Here is a 17668-nt window from a genome sequence, read left to right on the forward strand (position 1 = left end):
TCCGCTTCGCTTCTCTCGTTTGCTTGTTTCAGCCGGGACGCCTCCTCGCTTGCTTTCGCCAGTGCCGTTTGGGTCTCGACCTCACGCCGCGCTGCCACAAGATCCTGCTCCAGCCGCGCGGACCGCTCGCGCTCCTGTTGCAGAGACTTCTGCAGTGCCGCTTCGCTGCTTTCGCTTGCCTGTTTCAGCCGGGACGCTTCCTCGCTTGCTTTCGCTAGTGCCATTTGAGTCTCTGCGTCGCGCCGCGCTGCCGCGAGATCCTGTTCCAGCCGCGCGGACCGCTCGCGCTCCTGTTGCAAAGACGTTTGCGCATCCGCCGTGCCACTCTCCCCCACCTGTATTCGGGACGCTTCCTCACTTGCCTTCTCCGCCAGCGCGGTCTGCGTTTCGACGTCGCGTCGCGCGGCCGCAAGAGCCTGCTCCAGCAGCTCGGCCCGATCGTGCTCGTGCGCGAGACGTTGCAGCAGTTCGATGTCGCGCCTTGCAATCGTGAGCTCATCTAACAGTGTCTCCGCCCAGTGGTGTTCCGGTTCCGGAGGGTGTCCTGCATCGCCGGGCGTTGCTTGCACAACCTGCAGCGATTTGTCGTTGCTGCCCCTGCCCGGCGGCAAGGGCCCGAAGTCGCCATAACCCGCTATTCCATCGGAATCGAAGTTGCGGGCAACCATCGCGTGTTGCGTATCATCCATCAGGTGCCGCGCGTGATTCGGGTAGGACTGGGTTTCCGACGCCCATGTCATAGCGAGCATGGTCGCGGCTATCCATGCGGTCGCAGATCGACCCTGCGTGGACAGGTGCTTCATTGCCTTCTGCGCATTGGGCGCCTCGTCGGATTCGCTGCGTGAGGCACCCGCGACGTCGCAGGCGGTCTTTACTTTCTCGCTGAGAATGATGGCGAGCGCCATAGGCAATCCGCGTCGCACGGTCTATTTTAATGCGCCATTATGCGTCCCCCGCTGATGCGAATCCTATAACTCGCATGGAGGACCTTCCCTACCCCTTTTGGGGGTTAAGCTGCCGAGCGTTGCATCGATCTACCGATACCGGGAACTGCGGGTTTCCTTGAACAACGCGACGCTCGGCGCTGCCTTCGCGCCCAGGCCCGTTCGAACGGCAATCAACTCACGAACGCCCGACCATGGTGGGCTCATGCCTCTCGTTGAAAACGGTGCACTAGAACTTCCTCTCGGAGAACACGGCGCGCGGCTTCCGCCCCTCCAGCCAACGTTCCTTCAGGCAAAGGTTGCGGCGACTTTAGACGACGGATCCGCTGAAGCCAATTTTCTTCAAAGGCTCGGAATATACCTAATCTGCATCGCGATCTGCCGGCCCCGTGACTGACGCAGAGCACGCGCGGTTGCACCGCTGCGTCCATATTCCGTCCCAAAGCCGGCGGTCACAGGTCCATGATTGTGCAGGTTGGGATTATGCAGGTTTGCGGAGAAGCGGCGCGCGGAGTCAGAAGCCAAACCGCAAACTCGCAGATCAGCAATTCATCAGCAAGGCGGCCCCGGTACGCGACAGGTCTTGCTGCATCAAACTGCCTGCGCCGTTAGGTGTGCTGAGGGCGACTTCCAGGTCGAAGCTTTCTTTGCCGCTAGTTTGAAGACCTCGCTTGTATGAGACAGCTCTTCTTTACTGGCCGGAATATCCAGAATGAACGTCTCATAACCAGCCACGACATAGAGAGCAAGTTCATTGGAAACAGTCTCATAGTCACCGACCAGATACGGGCAGAACGTCTTGTAGTTTTCAAACGGCACGAGCCAGTACGGTGTTTCTTCGATATTCGATTCGGCCGCAACCTCGGAAAGTTGTTTGTGCCATGAGGAATCTGACACCTTCATGGCCAGCTTGTGCGTTAGCTGCCCCTTCTTGTCCGTTGGGAAGCGTTCGTGCGCAATCCGCCAGGCTTCGTCGGCGCTCGCGCGGGTGATGATCCCCACACGCACACCTGAGCCCAGACATTCTTGCGAATTTGCCTGCCCATAATCTCGAACCGGTTTAGGGTATTTCACAGCCGTCGCGCCCAATGCCTTGGCAGCCAAAAAACCTGCCTCGGATGAGCCTGAAACGAACACGCCGGGAAGCAATGGCGCAGGGACCGGCGGTGTCATCTTGAGATTCCGGATGGTGTAGAACTCTCCTTCATAGGTGACCGGGCCAGAGTTTGCCAACAGCTGTTGAATGATGCTGGTGTACTCGATCAACCTGGCATACCTCTTGTCATGCGGGGTCGTATCGTTGAGGGCTGCCAGATCCGTGGTGAACCCGCCCGCGACCATGTTCAGGAAGATACGACGTTCGTACAAATGCGCGAAAGAACTCACGATTTTGGCGACGGCATACGGATGCATGTAGGCAGGCTGCACCGCCACGAGCGGACAGAGCTTCTTGGTATTTTGCAGAATGACCTGAGAAACAAGCCAGGGATCGACCAGAGAGTTGTCAGTATAGACGAGAATGCCCTTACAACCGCATTCTTCGCTCCAGCGTGCGACAGCTTTTACCTCATCTACGTACCGCTCCCGCGAAACCTGGATGGATTGCGGACAAGTGCAAAACACATCAAGTTGAACTTCAGATAAGGTGTCAACCATCACACCCCCCAGGAAAACACCCGTTCGGGAAAGACGATGCCAAGCGGGAAAGATGATGCCAAGCGTGGGACCACGCCATGGTAACCGATGCACGTTGCCGTGGGCCTGCTAATCAGGACTACCCAATTCGGTCGCACCCAGCTGTCCTCGAACTGACCGACGTCGCCGGATAGCCTTGGCAAGGGCCTTACGGTATCAGCGTTGCATCGCCGTCAAACGGACTCGCGTACCAGGCGTTCTCGTCTGCGAGGGTCCGAGTCAGGGCCTCATCCGCCGTCTTGTAGATCAGCGGATCAGTTGGATATTTCCTGACATATGGATTCCAACGCATCAGAATCTGCCTGAAATGTCTGGGCAGGCCAACCACCTCAAAGAGATGACCGCCTGAGGCGACGGCATTCGAATAGGCTGCCTCCAACAATGTCTCCGTCACGCTGGGATCGTCTTGCTCCACCAGGATGTCCGCAAGCATCGACCGTCGCATACCGGTTTCGCGGTCGATCGTGTGGAGCACGATGGCGTAACCCACCAGGCGTTCAAATCGATGGCAGCAGAGCACAGCAACTGTTGACGAGCTACCCGGGAGCGTGAAGTGCCATCTGAGAGAAGCGGAACTTCGATCTGCGAACAGACGAGGCGTCTCGGTCAATTTGCGCTGCCACAGGGCTTCAAATTCGTCCCCGATGTCTCTCACGTCGATTTCCCTTACGCCGAATCTATTCGTACGGCGGCCCCGAGGTCCTCGGCGAAGGGTATCCGCTCGCAAGATCGACGAACCGAGGAAGGTCCCAACCGCTGCGATTCCGCTCCCCAGGCCGAACTTCGCTGCGAGCGCTTTCGAAAACTGGTGAGCGTCCAGGACCCAGAAAAGCACATTGTCGTAGTCGTGCTGAGCCAGCGCCTTTGCGCGAAGGGCCTTTGATTGGCTGGCCACGGATGCGGTCGTGTGCGTCGTCACAAAGAGGTCAACATCTCGTTGCCGGTAGAACGAAGCAAGCAGGATGATACAGCGCGCGCGGTATGCTGGTTCGACCACCAGGCCTGCGGCGGTCGCAGCAACCAGCGTTCGGCCTCCAAATTGGTAGAGCAGCGCGACGTTTCCCTGGTACCCAACAATTCCTTGCGCGGTCTCCAGCACCCATCCCATGCTGAGTTGCGATTTGGCAACGGCCAGCGCAGGATTTTGCTGCCAGAGCCGGCACCAGTTCTCCTGGCTGTCTTTCGCGAGTCCCCCACGCTCCTTCAGCCTTGCGACACTTTCGAAGTCCGAGAACCGGACCTCCCGCTGCTTCGCGGGGAGTGGCACATGTTCGTGGAGGTTAGCCGAGCCGGCTTGCCCCGCTGCCGGGCGCTGCCGCCTTTTCAGGAGCCAAAGCAAGATGTCAGCGGTGTGATACTTGGAGCGCGTCATGGTTTGGAACCTGGTGTGTTCACGCAATCTGTCAACCGGTCCCCAGCCTTGAGCGCATCCCGAGGCGGAATGCATATGCCTTCCCGAAACACCTGCCGCACCAGGATCCATTCGTCTGCGCACGCGACCTCGACGCCTCCGCTCCTCTCCGTGCCAACCGTTCCTGGCGGCGCATCGACCGGCGCTCCTGTCAACCGCGCTTTGAGAATCCCGAGTGTCGAATCCCCACGCTTGGTCCGGGGGACACCCCAGGGTGAGCGAAACGGGAAAAAGTTCGACGCGCGGATAAAGTCAACGATGCGCCGCGCGGGACGATTCCAGCACAAGTTCCCGTTCTCCGGCACCTCGCGACCGAAATACTCCCGCTTGCTCAGATCCTGCGGGACCGATGGTATATCAGATGGTCCTCGGGCAGCCGCTTCCAACAGCCGCGATATCAATGGAACTCCGGCATTAACGCACTTTGCGGTCAGCGACAATCCAGTGTCCTTGCTGCCGATGCTGACAGATTCCTGGAAGACGATGGGCCCAGCATCGATCTCCGGCACCAGCTTGTGCAACGTTACACCGTGCTCCTTTTCGCCTCGGTAGATTGCCCAGCTGACCGAGTTCAGTCCCGCGTACCGAGGAAGAGGTCCTGGATGAAGATTGAAGCTCCCGAAACGCGCCGCCTCCAACACCTCCTTCCGGATCAAGAACAGCGAGTGCGCGTTGAGTATAACGTCCACTTTCTCGTCGCGCACCTGCGCCGCGAACTTCGGATCCTTGACGAGTTCTACCGGCCAAGTCGTATGTCCAAGCTTGGTCGCCAGATCCCAAAGGCTCACCCCTCCGTCCTGCCGTCTCGGAGACGCCATAACAGCAACGACCCGAACGCCGCATTGCTCCAGCGACTGCAATGTGCGCATCCCGGCCGCTTCTTCACCTATCAGGACGACGTTCATGCCAGTCACAAAGTTACTGACGCTGCATCAATTGTTCCGATACGAACAAGCACAAGGGTCCAATGATCGTCATCTTCTCGGGGTCGAGATTCTCAAAATCGATTTCCCCGACGAAGTGCTCACCTGCGGCCATCATCATTTCAACGAAGGCCAGGGAGTCCAGCACTCCCGACAGCAACACGTCGTAGTCATCGGGAAGATCGTTCAAGGGGCCCTGCCCGCGATCCCTCAGTTTGCGGTTAAGAAAGTCTGCGACAAACACGCGGACGTTGTCTGGAGTCGGACGGGTCATGAGGCACCTCCCAGGATCGCCAGCAAAGCCTTGCGGTCGAATTTGCCGTTGACGTTGCGCGGCAGCCTGCTCAGGACATGCCACCTTTTGGGGACCATATAGTCCGGAACCCGAGAGGCGACTGCACTTCGGAGCCGATCGACATCTACCGACTGCCCTTCAATAAACACTTCGATGCCGCCATAGCCGCTTAAAGTAGCAGGCCAGCCGATTGCGACGACGCCATCCCTGCCGGAGGTCTGCCGCACGACCGCTTCGACCTCCCCAAGTTCAACTCTATGCCCCTGTATTTTCACCTGGGAGTCCATGCGCCCCAAATGCGTGAGGGGGCCATCGCCTGCGGGCCGACGGACACGATCTCCAGTGCGGTAGAAAATATCCTTCCTCCCGGGAGGAACGACGAAGGCCGCACTGGTTTTCTCGGAATCCCTCCAATATCCGAGTGACATTTGCGGGCCGTTCATCAGGAGTTCACCCTCCGCGCCCGGATTCACTTCATTCAAATCTTTGTCGGCAACGAGAACGTTCATCCCTCGATGTGGAAATCCGATCGGCACGATGCCCAGTTCCGACTCAGTCGGCGATCGTTCAGGGTCCCATCTGTAGGATGTGCACGCAATTGTCAGCTCCGTCGGTCCATAGAGGTTTTCGAGAATGCTGTTTGGCGCGGCCCTTAGCCACGCGTCGGCGCAGCCGACGGGCAGCGGCTCACCACAGAACAGGCTCAGTCTGAGGGATGGGAACGCGCCCGGCTTCAGCAGACCCATTTGCTTCATGAGTGAAACCGTCGAGGGGACCGAGAACCAGATTGTCAGCCCATCGCCGCGAATGAATTGTACCGGATTGATCAATGTCTTTTGCGAAGGACAGCACACGCACGCTCCCCGCTCCCAGGACACAAACATGTCGAACGCAGAGAGATCAAAGGTCAAATCGAACATCTGCGACATGATATCCCGTTCCGTAACCTCGAGCCGATCTGCAATGTAGTCGACGAAGGACGTGACATTCCGGTGCGCAACCATGACTCCTTTCGGCGCACCCGTGCTACCCGACGTGAAAAGCAGATAAGCAATTGCGTCCCCATCCAGTGTCGGCTCGCGCCAGGCAGCGTACTCCCCGAGATCCCCGGAGCCCAAAAAAATATGCTGAGGCCATCGTTCACGATAATACCGTGGGTCCTCGAGATCAGGGGCTACGAGGAGCAGCTTCCCATTATCCCCGTCCAGGAGGGCATCCAGCTGGGGCAAAGACTCTGCGTCTACGATGATTGAGCGACACTGCGAGCGTTGCAACATCAGTCGCGTTCTCGTGACCGGAAACGTGCGGTTCAGCGGCACATAGCCATTTCCGGCCAGGAGGGCCCCAAGTACCCCCGTGAACGCTGTTGCGCTACGCTGCGCAAATACGGCGGTCAGAGGCGTCCATGAATCCTCCTGATGGGCCTGAATACTAGCGGCTATACGGATGGCGGTTTCGCGAAGCTGCCGGTAAGAAAGCGACGTGCCGTGCACGATAACCGCAGGGCGTTCGGGAAACCGCTCTGCTGACCGCATGAATCCCATCCACAATCCCCGTTGCGATACGGCCATGCGCGACTCCACTAAGAATTCTTTGTCAGGGGAATAGTCAAACCCGGGCACGAGTCCTTCCCTTCAGCCCATCCAGTAGTCCACCAGCGCAGCCAGACTTGCCGGCGCCGGCCATGGAGCACCTGGCGAACGATGATCCGACAAAGAGTGGATGATCCAGAACCATGCCGCCTGGGGTTATAAGTATAAGAATGCTATTTCGGGTTACACCCGTGGGGGCTGGAAATGCAAGCAGGCTAAAATAGAGGCCAGGAATTGAGGACTCGATGCTGGGAGACAGCATGGTCCCAGCTCGACGTAGCGAAGATCGCGCAGCAATGGTTGAGAAACGGGGGTGAACGGGCGGCAAATCGATAACCTGTCGCAGCAGTGGTCGGTGGCGAGATCGCGTAATGCGCCCTCCGCTCGCACAAGTCGCAGGGAAGCGGCCGGGGGTAATCAGGAAGGGTCCACACATGGGTCAAATTCCAGATATAGTCCCGTAATCCGCCGAAGCGACGCCTCAAAGGGCGTGTCCGCTAGAAGGACACCTGTGTGTGACCAGCCATCCGGACCTTTCGTCGGATCTTCCGCGATCATTGCAGCTGGGCCCTTCGGGCTTTCCGGCGCAGCGCGTTTGCGGTCCTCTGGCGTTGAACGAGAAATACGCCATGCCCGAGACGGTCATCGATGTCAGCGTGGAGAACTTGAAGAGCATTGCGTGGCTTGAAACCTCGTGGAAGGAGCTGGAAACGCGGGTCACTCACTCGTTCTTTTTGTCTTGGCTCTGGATCGGCACTTGGCTACGGCATATCCCGGATGGCGCGCAACCACAGGTCCTCGTCGCTCGGTCGTCAAGCAAGATCGTTGGCCTGGCGATTATTTGCCGGCGGAGAGCGTGGAGTCTCGGGCGGCATGCGCGGGCACGTTGGCTGCTCAATGAAACAGGAGATACTCGTTTCGACCGATTGTTCATCGAGTACAATAGTATTCTTGCAGAGCAATCCGATGCCGTTATACGGGCAGGTCTCGATGCGTTGACGTCCCGCTTGCGCCGCTCGGATCAGCTAGTGCTCTCCGGAATTGATCCGGACCTTGAGTTGGCCGCTAGTCGCGCCGCAGGCCTGGCTGGGCTCGTTACCGAGGTGAAACAGGCTGATGCGGCACCGTGGGTTGATTTCGCCAAAGTCCGCCAGCAAGGGGGGAATTATCGCGCCACATTGGGCCGCAGTACTCGCCAGGCCGTGAACCGTGCCATGCGGTTGTATGCCGAACGCGGCCCCGTCGAACTCCGGATCATGGAAACGACAACGGAGGCCCTCGCCGCGTTCAATTTGCTGGGCGACTTTCATGGGTCGCGATGGGGACGCAAGGGGGCCTTCGCCAATCCGGGCTTCCGTCCGTTTCACGAGGAGCTAATTGCGCGCGGAGTCCCCATGGGGGCCGTCCGCATCTCACGGACGCTGGCTGGGGACCAGACAATTGGGGTCTTGTACAATTTCGTGCATGACGGCCGTGTCCTTAACTACCAAAGCGGCTTTCTCTATGAGGGCGATGGCCGGCTCAAGCCCGGGCTTGTCAGCCATGTGCTGGCTATTCAGGACAGCATCGCACGCGGGGAAGGCAGTTACGACTTCCTGGCTGGTGGCGGTGGGCACAAGTCCCATCTGGCTAATAGGGAACATGCCATGAAGTGGATCGCAATAGGCAGAGACAGTCCGGAGCGCCGCATCGAGGCCAAGCTCCGCGATGCCAAGCGGATGCTACGAACGATTGCTACGAATCTTCCAAAAAAGAAGCTGTCGCACTGTATTCCGTTTTTGGGGGCTAGTTCCTAGACGATTGGTTTGGGCTCTTCGGCGAAGACCATGGGAGAGTGGCTTGTCTACATTATGCGATGTGACCATCGTCGGTGCTGGCCCCTTTGGATTGTCGGTGGCAGCACACTTGCGCCGACTTGGTGTTGAACACCGAACAATCGGCAGCCCAGGCAATCCGCCGGATCGAGCTTGGGTCAATAGAGAGTAGTTGTGATGGCTTTTCGCATCAGAGCCAGTGAGCAGAGCGAGAGGGAGAGTGGTCGTTCCTCTGGCGGAAGTGGAGAGGAAGTAGTGTGCCTTCCCGATGACCGGGCTGTCGCGCATTCGCAACTGAGCGCCTTCAGACAATGGTGCGAGGCCCGGACGGGGCAGAACCTGCCTGATCATGCTGCGATGGACCGCTTTTCGGTGGAGGAGTTCCGCAGCTTCTGGCGCCTCTTCCTGGAGTGGTGCGACCTGCCTCGGGAGGGGGCGGTCGAGCCGGTCTGCGTCGGCGATGTCTGCGAGACCGCCCGGTTCTTCCCGGATCTCCGTCTCAACTACGCCGAGTGCCTCCTCGCCGGCAGTCCCGACCAGCCGGTCCTGACGGCCTGTCACGCCGGCGGCAGCCGCGACCGGTTCACGCGTGGCACACTGCGCGTCGCGGTCGCCCGGCTGGCGACGTCGCTGCAGAGGCTGGGTGTGCGCCGTGGCGACCATGTCGCGGCGATCGCACGCAACAATGCCGAGGCGATCATTGCCGCCCTGGCAACCACTGCCCTTGGCGCGACCTTCGCGAGCTGCGCGCCGGACATGGGCGTTCCCGCCGTCCTCGCGCGTTTCGCCCCTCTCGAGCCTGTGGTGCTGCTCGGTTGTCTCCGGGCAGAGCCATGGGATCTAGGCATCGCCGTGGCCGAGCGCGTCGCCGGAGCGGCAGCCGGCCTGCCGGGCCTCGCCGCGATCATCGCGCTGGACAACGGCTCGCTTCCCGCCGGCGAGACGACGGTGCCCCTGCACAGGCTTGCCGATCTGCTGCGCGATGCCGTTGGTGGCGAGGACCGGCCGGGCTGGCTGCGGCACTCGTTCAACCAGCCCCTGTTCACGATGTTCTCCTCCGGCACCACGGGCCCGCCGAAATGCATCCAGCACGGCGCCGGCGGCACCCTGCTGGAGCATGTGAAGGAGCACCGGTTGCACTGCGATCTCGCCCCCGGCGACAGGCTGTTCTTCCAGACCTCCTGCGGCTGGATGATGTGGAACTGGGAGCTCTCCGCGCTCGCCTCCGGCGTGGAGCTCGTTCTCTACGATGGGCCGCTCGAGGGGCCGGATACGTTCTGGCGGATCGTTGCCGAGGAACGCGTGACCGTGTTTGGCACCAACCCTGCCTATCTAGACTTTTGCCAGAAGGCAGGCTTGTCCCCGGGCCGGGTGTTCGATCTTTCTGCCCTGCGGGCCGTGCTCTCCACCGGCTCCATCCTGTATCCCCACCAGTACGACTGGGTTCACAACCAGGTGAAGGCCGCGATGCCGCTGCAGTCGATCTCGGGTGGCACCGACATCATCGGCTGCTTTGTCCTGGGCAATCCGAACCTGCCCGTTCGTCGCGGCGAGGCACAGTGCCGCAGCCTCGGCCTCGACGTCCGCTCGCTGCCGCCGCCCGACGATCCGGAGGCGCGGATCGGCGAGCTGGTCTGCGCCAACCCTTTTCCCTCGCGCCCCCTTGGCTTTCACGGTGACGACGACGGCACGCGCTTCCATGCCGCCTATTTCGCCCAGAACCCCGGCTTCTGGACGCACGGCGATCTGATCGAGGCCACGTCCCATGGCGGTTGGCGGATGCATGGCCGTTCCGACGGGGTCCTCAATGTGCGCGGCATCCGCATCGGCACCGCGGAGATCTACCGCATTCTCGCCGACATCGAGGAGATCCGCGAGGCGATGGCGGTCGAGCAGCAGGCCGAGCAGGAGCCCGGCGGCTCGCGCATGGTTCTGCTGGTCGTGCTGCGCGAAGGCCTCGTGCTCGACAACACGCTGGCGAAGCACATCCGCTCGGAGCTTGCGCGCTGCGGCTCTCCGGCCTTCGTGCCGGCACGCATCGCGCAGGTCGCGGCGCTTCCTGTCACCTTTAGCGGCAAGCGCTCCGAGGCCGCGGCGCGGGATGCGGTGAATGGCCGCCCTGTACGGAACCGTGATGCCATGCAGAACCCGGAATGTCTCGAAGCGATTGCCAAGCATCCGGTTCTCCGGGCGCCTGCGGCCAGCAGGACATCACAAGCGCCGGCGCCGGCCCGCGGGGAGATTTCGGACGGCGACGGGCTAAAGGGGCAGCTGCAGGCAATCTGCGAGCGCGTGCTGGGCGTGTCGCCCATCGGCTGGTCCGATAATCTTCTTGGCTTCGGCGCGGACTCGCTGGCAGTGGTGAACCTGCTGCTCGAGATCGAGGGCTATGTTGGGCATCCCCTGTCCCTCTCCGCCCTGCTGTCGGCGCCGTCGATCGAAGGCGTTGCCGCGGCCCTGTCCGTCGGCCCGGCGGCGATAACGACGGTGCAGCAGACTGGGCGGTCGGGGCCGCATCTCCGTGCCTTGGGTCCGGACGACCAGCAGCCGGTCTGCCGCTTCCTCGAAGAGACCTTCCGCGAGTCCGGCATCAAGGCCGCCACCTGGCGCCGGCTGTTCGACCATCACTGGTCCGATCACGGACGCGGCTTCGTGCTTCTCGACGGCAACGCAGTCGTTGGCTTCGTTGGCACCATCGCCGCCCGGCGGCAGGTGAACGGCAAGGCAGCGCTCGTCTGCAACGTCTCGTCCTGGGCCGTGCACCCGAAGTACCGCGGCTGGGGCATGGCCTTGCTCGCCGAGGTGCTGCGGGACGAGAGCCTCACCTACACGGCTTTCACGCCGAACCCGACCGCCTGGACTGCCCTCCTGGCGCAGCGTTTCACGCCGCTCGACTCACACAGGATCGTCATGCCGCCAACGCTGCAGGCCGAGACGCTGTTCGGGCCGAACCAGCCCATCATCAACTTCGATCCGGTCGCGGTCCGCGAGAGACTGACTGGTCAGCAACGACAAATCTTCGACGATCACGCGCCGTATGATTGCCTGCAACTCACAGTCAGCGACGGGTCCGATCATGCCTATCTGGTGGTCAAACGCCGTGCGCACCGGCTCAATACGAGCCGACTGGGAGGACTGGCGCGAGTTCTGCCCGTGCGGATCCCGTATTCGGACATCCTGCATTGCAGTGCACCGGAGCTGCTGTCGCGGCATCTCGAGCGCGTCAAGCTGGCGATCCTGCGCCGGCAGCGGACGGCGGTGCTCGTCGCGGAGGCGCGCCTCTTTTCGGTCCGGCCACGGGGCGTGCTGGTCCCGCTGCGCACCTGTTATCGTTCCCCGCAGCTCGCGGCGGGCGACCTCGACAGCCTGTATTCGGAAATCGTGCTCCTGCCGATCTGAGCCTGGGAAGCGCCGGCGAGTTAGAATTTCTGGTATAAGCTTGGCGGCGATGTCCCTTGCATCTTCCTGTTGCATGCGCCGGCGGAACGCGATGCCAGCGAGAGCCTTGTCGTGCTGCGTTGCAACGAAGCCTTGCTCATACAGCATGCCAGGGACCTGCATGAACGCGATCACCGCGTGGGACCAGGGGGCGACATCCGCTTTTGGCTTACGTCGCAGCGCCTTATGCTCCGAGGGTGGGTTCCCATGGCGGGCTGCTCGCCAAGCTTCCTCACCTGAGCCCGCCACACAATTTATGACGGGCTCGCAGCGTTCTCGGGTTGATGACGTGCGGCACGAGGGCTCGCCGGAAGGAAGACGGCTCCTACCGCACGGCTCCTACCGCTCCCGCAGGGACTCCTGCTTGTAGCGTGCCAGCGGCGAGAGCAGGTAGCTGATGATCTTGCGATCGCCTGTCTTGATCTCGACCGTCACGGCCATTCCAGGCCCAAGCTTGACGAGTTTCTCATCGACCTGCATGGCCTTGCGGTCGAGCGAGACACGAGCGGCATACTCCAGCTCCTGACCTTTCGGCTCGCTGCTGCTCGTCGCCGCGCCCATAGCCCGGTCATTCGAAGTGCCCTGCCTGTCGCGGGTGATAGCGTCAGACGAAACGCTGAGCACTTCGCCATGAAGAAGCCCATAGCGCGTGAAGTTAAACGTATCGACCTTGATCTCCGCTTTTTGTCCCGGATGCACGAATCCGATGTCGCGGTTGGAAAGCATGGCCTCGATCTCGATCTGGCTCTCGCTCGGAACCACTACGGCGAGCGCCTGGGCAGGCGTCACTACGCCTCCCACAGTATGAACGGCGAGCTGCTGCACGACGCCGTCGACGGACGCGGTCAAACGCTGGAGTTTCGTGCGCCGTTCTGCCTTGATCACCTCCTGCGCAGCGCTTGCAGTTTTCTGCTCGGCTTTCGCGAGTGCGTCATAGGTCGAGCGCCGATACTCCGCGGCGGTTTTTTCCCGGGTTTCCTTCAGCAACGCTACGGCTGCATCCGCTTCGCGCAGCCGGCTCTGCTGCAGGAGGAGGTCCTGCTGAAGACCAACCAGTTCCTGGTATTCGGAGAGATAGACCACCTTCGAAGCTAGCGCCTTGTCGACCAGAGTCTTGCGGATGTCCACGCGCTCCTGCAGCACCGGTATCGTCGCCTGCAGCTTCGCGACGCTCGCCGAAGTGGTCGCTCGCTCCGCGTCCTTCTGGCCCTGCTGGCGTTCGATCTCGGCGAGCTTGGCATTCTGTTCAGCGCGCTGGCTGATCAGAAACTGGCGATGCATCTCGATCTCCGCGTCGCTTGCGCTCTGCGGCGGCCGGAAGGCGGCAAGCGGATCCTCTGCGAGCGCAGCGCGCAGCCGGGCGACTTCGAGTTCGGCCGCAAGGAGATCGCTCTTCTGGCGTTCGTTGTCGGCTTCCGTCATCGTCGGATCAAGTTCGATGAGGACGTCGCCGGCTTTTACGGCCTGCCCGTCGCGGACGTGGATGGCGCGGACGACCCCCGTCTCGAACGGCTGGATCAGCTTGGTGCGCCCGCCCGGCACGATCTTGCCGGTCGCGGTGGCGACGATATCGACGCTGCCGAACGACGCCCACGCCAGTGCGAAGCAGAAGACCGCGATGATGCTCGCGCCGATCGCGCGCCCGATCGGCGACGGCGGCGTTTCAGTGATCTCGAGCGCCGCTGGCAGGAATGCGATTTCCTGCTCGCGGCGGCGAGCCGGAGCCGGGGGTTTCGGAAACGGTACGATATTTCGGCTAGCGGACGTCATGGATACCGGCCTGCAGATAATGGAGGTTTGCGTAACGCCCGTTCGTACGGATCAGCTCATCATGGCTGCCGTCCTCGACGATGCGGCCATGCTCAAGCGTGATGATCCGGTTCGCGTTGCGCACGGTCGAGAGCCGGTGAGCGATGACGAACACGGTTCGGCCGGCGGCAATTCGCTTCATGTTCTGCTGGATGGCACGCTCGCTTTCGTAATCGAGCGCGCTGGTCGCCTCGTCGAGGATGAGGATGCGCGGATCGGTAATGAGCGCGCGCGCGATCGCGACACGCTGGCGTTGCCCGCCGGACAGGCTGCTGCCGCGTTCGCCGACGATGGTGTCGTACCCCTCGGGCAGCTCCAGGATGAAGTCGTGAGCGCCGGCGAGCGATGCCGCCTCGATGACGCGCTCCATCGGCATGGCAGGATCGGCCAGCGCAATGTTCTCGCGAATCGAGCGGTTAAACAGCACGTTCTCCTGGAGGACGACGCCAATCTGGCGCCGCAGCCAGGTCAAATCGACCATTGCGAGATCGACGCCGTCGACTAGCACGCGCCCGCTCTCCGGAACATAGAGACGCTGGACCAGCTTGGTGACGGTGCTCTTGCCCGAGCCGGACGAGCCGACGATGCCGACGACCTGGCCGGGCTCGACGCTGAAGGAGACGTTGTGCAGCACCTCGGGGCCGTCGATGCGGTAGCGGAACGTCGCATGCTCGAATGTGACCTTGCCGCGGATCGCCGGCAGCGCGGCGCGGCCAGGATTGAAGCTCGGCTCCGGCATGGTGTTGAGGATGTCGCCGAGACGATCGACCGACAGACGGGCCTGATGGAAATCCTGCCACATCTGGGCGAGACGCAGCACCGGCGTGCTCACACGCGCGGCGAGCATGTTGAACGCGACGAGCTCGCCAACGGTGAGATCGCCACCGATCACAAGTCTGGCGCCGAAGTAAAGCGTTGCCGCGACGACCAGCTTGTTGATCATCTGGACTGCCTGGCTCGCCACATTGTTCAGGCTAAGCACGCGGAAGCTCGCGCTTACATAGCCGGCCAGCTGCTCCTCCCACCGGCGCTGCATCTGTGGCTCGACCGCCATGGCCTTCAGCGTCTCGACGCCCGTGACGCTCTCGACCAGGAAGGCCTGGTTCTCGGAGCCCCGATTGAACTTCTCATCGAGGCGCCGGCGAAACAGCGGCGCAGCGAACACGGAAATGCCGATATAGAACGGGAATGACGCCAGAACGATCAGCGTCAACGTCGTCGAGTAGTAGAACATCACTACAAGGAAGACGGCGGTGAACAACAGATCGATGACGAGCGTAAGTGCCGAGCTCGTCAGGAACTGACGGATATTCTCCAGTTCGCGGACGCGCGCGACCGAATCGCCGACCCGGCGGGCCTGGAAATACGCGATCGGCAACGCCATCAGGTGACGAAACAGCCGGGCGCCGAGCTCGACATCGATGCGGTTCGTGGTGTGCGCGAACAGATAGACCCGCAGCGTCTCGAGGACGGCCTCGAACACAGTCAGCGCGACAAGGCCTATGACCAGAACGTCGAGCGTGCTCATGCTTCGATGCACGAGCACCTTGTCGATGACCACCTGGAAAAACAGCGGTGAGATGAGGGCGAAAAACTGAAGGAAGAACGACGCGACCAGCACTTCGCCGAGAAGACGGCGATACTTGTGGACCGCGCCGACAAACCAGCCGATGTCGAAGCGGCTGGAGAGATCGGTCAGGGACGCGCGCCGTGTCATCAGGATGATGTCGCCGTCCCAGATCGCCTCGAGCTCGGCCTGCGTCACTATTTCAGGCTGGGAAGACAATGGGCGCTGAACCAGAAGCTTATCGTCGACGACCTTGCCCAGGATCAGGAAGCCGCCGTCGCGCAGCAGGGCGATTCCAGGCAGCGGGGTGACCGCAAGTCTGTTCCAGCTCGTCCTCTGTGCGCGCGCCTTGAGCCCGAATTCCTTGGCAGAGCGCAGGATCTCGGTAACACCGAACCGTGCCGCCCCCATGCGATGCCGGATCTGTTCCGGGTCGGCCGCAACGCCATGGCAACGCAACAGGATCGTCACGGCCACGAGCCCAGATTCGTCGCCGCTCTCCCGTTCGGTGGTCGCAGCCTGAGATTCGGATTCGGCCACGTGGACGGCGGCCATTTCGCTTCGTTCGCCGAAGTACGTACCCATCAGTGTATCCCGGGCACGCATCACGGTATTGCGGACACGCATCGCGACATCGACGGCGCGGCGCGCCAGATCCCGCACGGGGACACTCATGCCAGCGAGGGCATGGAGCACCTGGTTGGTGACGTTCTGCGATCCGGTCAGGATCAAACCGCCGTCCCAGATTTCCTCGAATTCGGCACGCGTCATCACCCTCGGACGCGACGCGGTCGGATGCAGCACAAGCGCTCCGTTGTCGTCGACCTTGCCGAGAAGCAGAAACCCGCCGTCACGCAGCGATGCGATTCCAGGTAGCTGGAGGCTCGCAAGTCGTGTCCAATGCGTAGTTCGCGAACGGACCTCGACGCCAAACTGCCGCGCGCAACGAAGCAGCGCGCGGATGCCTATCGTGCTGCTCCCGCAGCGATCGCGGAGCTGGTCGGGCTCGGCGTGGACGCCATGAAGGCGTAGGAACAGAGCCAGGGCGAGAAGCCCATGGTCTGCGGCGTGGGCATTCCCATTCTGCAGCGCCATAATGTTTTAACTCAATCCTTCGCGGCTACCGGCCGCGTTCGTTGTTCCTTCTCATGCATTCCCAAACTTTGATGGCCCGCACCCAGGCGCGAGCGCCTGGGTGCGGAAGCGGATCAATGTTGCGGTCTTGTCAGGAACGATACCTGACCCGAAGTAGCTCCGTTCGAGACGCTTGCCACGATCTGCCCGAGATCGCCCCGACCCGTGCTTCCGGCCAGATACTGGTTCAGCAGCGCATAGCTCTGACTTGCAACACTCGCCGTGGGCGTTGCCGTCACAGGCGAAGAATTCGTCACGGCGATCGTCTGCGACACCGAGGTAGCAACGCCGCGCCCAACCTGGTCCCTGATTTGGCTGATCAAAGCAGGAGCGGCAGTCGCGACGGCGTTGCTGGCCTGAGCCTGGTTCGGCGAGCCAAGGAACTCTCTCCCCAGCGAGGTCGTGGTCGTGCTGGTCGCAGCCGGCGAGCTCGTTACTGCCGCCTGCGACGACAGTGTCGTCGTCGCAGCCGATCGCAAATTCGTCACGGTGATGGTCTGCGGCGCAGCCGACGTCACAGTTCCGGTGACCGGGTCGTTCGCGTTTGCGGTTAGCGTGAGCGTAGTTCGAGAACTACCCCCACGGGCGTACGAGTTCAACACCAGTCCGCTGTCGACCCGCGCAGCCGACAAGGTGATGTTATTTCCGCTGGACGTCTGACCATCGAGATTGTTGGTGATCGTCTGGTTCCTCGACAGGCCCCTGATGTTCACGTTCACGCTGTCATTGGGATCGGTTGTTGACACGTTGACCCCGATGCGGACCGCACCGCCCCTGCCGCCCACCGAGAGCGTCGGATCCGCGACGGGCGTGGTCACGGATGACCTCGGCGTGGTCGGGGTGGTTGGAGTTGTTGGGGTCGTTGGCGTGGTCGGGGTGGTTGGGGTTGTTGAGGTCGTTGGCGTGGTTGGCGCAGTAGGGGTGCTCGGCGTGGTCGACGTCGGGGGAATGGTTGGCGAGGTGGGCGTGGTTGGCGTCGTAGAACTGCCCAGCAAGGGCGGCGGTAGATCAGCCTGCAACTGCTGCGCACTCAACGACGTGAAATA

At 61.7% G+C, this 17668-nt stretch carries 12 protein-coding genes and 1 pseudogene; 5 read left to right on the forward strand and 8 right to left on the reverse strand.

Annotated features, from left to right (window positions below; translation table 11 throughout):
* The 6 genes and pseudogenes from JQ624_RS37030 to JQ624_RS37055 all read right to left on the reverse strand — a co-directional run.
* Positions 1–905, reverse strand: a pseudogene (locus JQ624_RS37030) (hypothetical protein); the annotation flags it as partial.
* 630 nt (positions 906–1535) lie between these two features.
* The gene (locus tag JQ624_RS37035) at positions 1536–2600 is read right to left on the reverse strand and encodes an LLM class flavin-dependent oxidoreductase (RefSeq protein WP_212423814.1); all 1065 of its coding nucleotides are present in this window, start codon (positions 2598–2600) and stop codon (positions 1536–1538) included.
* 187 nt (positions 2601–2787) lie between these two features.
* Complete coding sequence (locus JQ624_RS37040) at positions 2788–4011, reverse strand: hypothetical protein (RefSeq protein ID WP_212423815.1); 1224 nt, start codon at positions 4009–4011, stop codon at positions 2788–2790.
* Positions 4008–4955 (reverse strand): methionyl-tRNA formyltransferase, encoded by a 948-nt coding sequence (locus JQ624_RS37045; RefSeq protein ID WP_212423816.1) that lies wholly within the window; start codon positions 4953–4955, stop codon positions 4008–4010. The genes JQ624_RS37040 and JQ624_RS37045 overlap by 4 nt, the downstream gene beginning before the upstream one ends.
* 13 nt (positions 4956–4968) lie before the next feature.
* Positions 4969–5247 carry a hypothetical protein gene (locus JQ624_RS37050; RefSeq protein WP_212423817.1) on the reverse strand — a complete coding sequence of 93 codons (279 nt, stop codon included), beginning with the start codon at positions 5245–5247 and terminating at the stop codon, positions 4969–4971.
* Complete coding sequence (locus JQ624_RS37055; protein ID WP_212423818.1) at positions 5244–6839, reverse strand: AMP-binding protein; 1596 nt, start codon at positions 6837–6839, stop codon at positions 5244–5246. The genes JQ624_RS37050 and JQ624_RS37055 overlap by 4 nt, the downstream gene beginning before the upstream one ends.
* A 536-nt stretch (positions 6840–7375) precedes the next feature.
* On the opposite strand from JQ624_RS37055, the gene JQ624_RS39635 reads away from it, so the two are divergent.
* From JQ624_RS39635 to JQ624_RS37070, 3 genes are all read left to right on the forward strand, one after another.
* On the forward strand, positions 7376–8656 hold the full coding sequence (locus JQ624_RS39635) for a GNAT family N-acetyltransferase (protein WP_312014563.1): 1281 nt from the start codon (positions 7376–7378) through the stop codon (positions 8654–8656).
* Complete coding sequence (locus JQ624_RS39075; RefSeq protein ID WP_249130373.1) at positions 8568–8846, forward strand: FAD-dependent monooxygenase; 279 nt, start codon at positions 8568–8570, stop codon at positions 8844–8846. Before JQ624_RS39635 ends, JQ624_RS39075 begins: the two co-directional genes overlap by 89 nt.
* Positions 8847–8929: 83 nt before the next feature.
* A complete protein-coding gene (locus tag JQ624_RS37070; protein WP_212423819.1) occupies positions 8930–12073 on the forward strand; it encodes an acetoacetate--CoA ligase in 3144 nt (1047 codons plus the stop codon).
* Positions 12074–12451: 378 nt separating this feature from the next.
* On the opposite strand, the gene JQ624_RS37075 is transcribed toward JQ624_RS37070, so the two are convergent.
* Together JQ624_RS37075 and JQ624_RS37080 are read right to left on the reverse strand one after the other, a co-directional pair.
* Positions 12452–13882, reverse strand: a complete 1431-nt coding sequence (locus JQ624_RS37075; protein ID WP_212423820.1) for an HlyD family type I secretion periplasmic adaptor subunit — start codon at positions 13880–13882, stop codon at positions 12452–12454.
* A complete protein-coding gene (locus JQ624_RS37080) occupies positions 13869–16583 on the reverse strand; it encodes a type I secretion system permease/ATPase (RefSeq protein ID WP_212423821.1) in 2715 nt (904 codons plus the stop codon). The genes JQ624_RS37075 and JQ624_RS37080 overlap by 14 nt, the downstream gene beginning before the upstream one ends.
* A gap of 447 nt (positions 16584–17030) precedes the next feature.
* Between JQ624_RS37080 and JQ624_RS37085 the strand changes: the two genes are divergently transcribed.
* Positions 17031–17282, forward strand: a complete 252-nt coding sequence (locus JQ624_RS37085; protein ID WP_212423822.1) for a hypothetical protein — start codon at positions 17031–17033, stop codon at positions 17280–17282.
* Positions 17283–17297: 15 nt separating this feature from the next.
* The coding region (locus JQ624_RS37090) for a hypothetical protein (protein ID WP_212423823.1) at positions 17298–17668 on the forward strand (371 nt) is incomplete at its 3' end.

The sequence above is a fragment of the Bradyrhizobium sp. AUGA SZCCT0283 genome (genome assembly GCF_018130385.1).
Lineage (GTDB): Bacteria > Pseudomonadota > Alphaproteobacteria > Rhizobiales > Xanthobacteraceae > Bradyrhizobium.

Coding starts and splice junctions, on each gene's coding strand:
- JQ624_RS37040 (WP_212423815.1), bottom strand. CDS start 4,011: ATGACGCGCTCCAAGTATCACACCGCTGACATCTTGCTTTGGCTCCTG.
- JQ624_RS37035 (WP_212423814.1), bottom strand. CDS start 2,600: ATGGTTGACACCTTATCTGAAGTTCAACTTGATGTGTTTTGCACTTGT.
- JQ624_RS37050 (WP_212423817.1), bottom strand. CDS start 5,247: ATGACCCGTCCGACTCCAGACAACGTCCGCGTGTTTGTCGCAGACTTT.
- JQ624_RS37055 (WP_212423818.1), bottom strand. CDS start 6,839: ATGGCCGTATCGCAACGGGGATTGTGGATGGGATTCATGCGGTCAGCA.
- JQ624_RS37075 (WP_212423820.1), bottom strand. CDS start 13,882: ATGACGTCCGCTAGCCGAAATATCGTACCGTTTCCGAAACCCCCGGCT.
- JQ624_RS37080 (WP_212423821.1), bottom strand. CDS start 16,583: ATGGCGCTGCAGAATGGGAATGCCCACGCCGCAGACCATGGGCTTCTC.
- JQ624_RS39075 (WP_249130373.1), top strand. CDS start 8,568: ATGCCAAGCGGATGCTACGAACGATTGCTACGAATCTTCCAAAAAAGA.
- JQ624_RS37045 (WP_212423816.1), bottom strand. CDS start 4,955: ATGAACGTCGTCCTGATAGGTGAAGAAGCGGCCGGGATGCGCACATTG.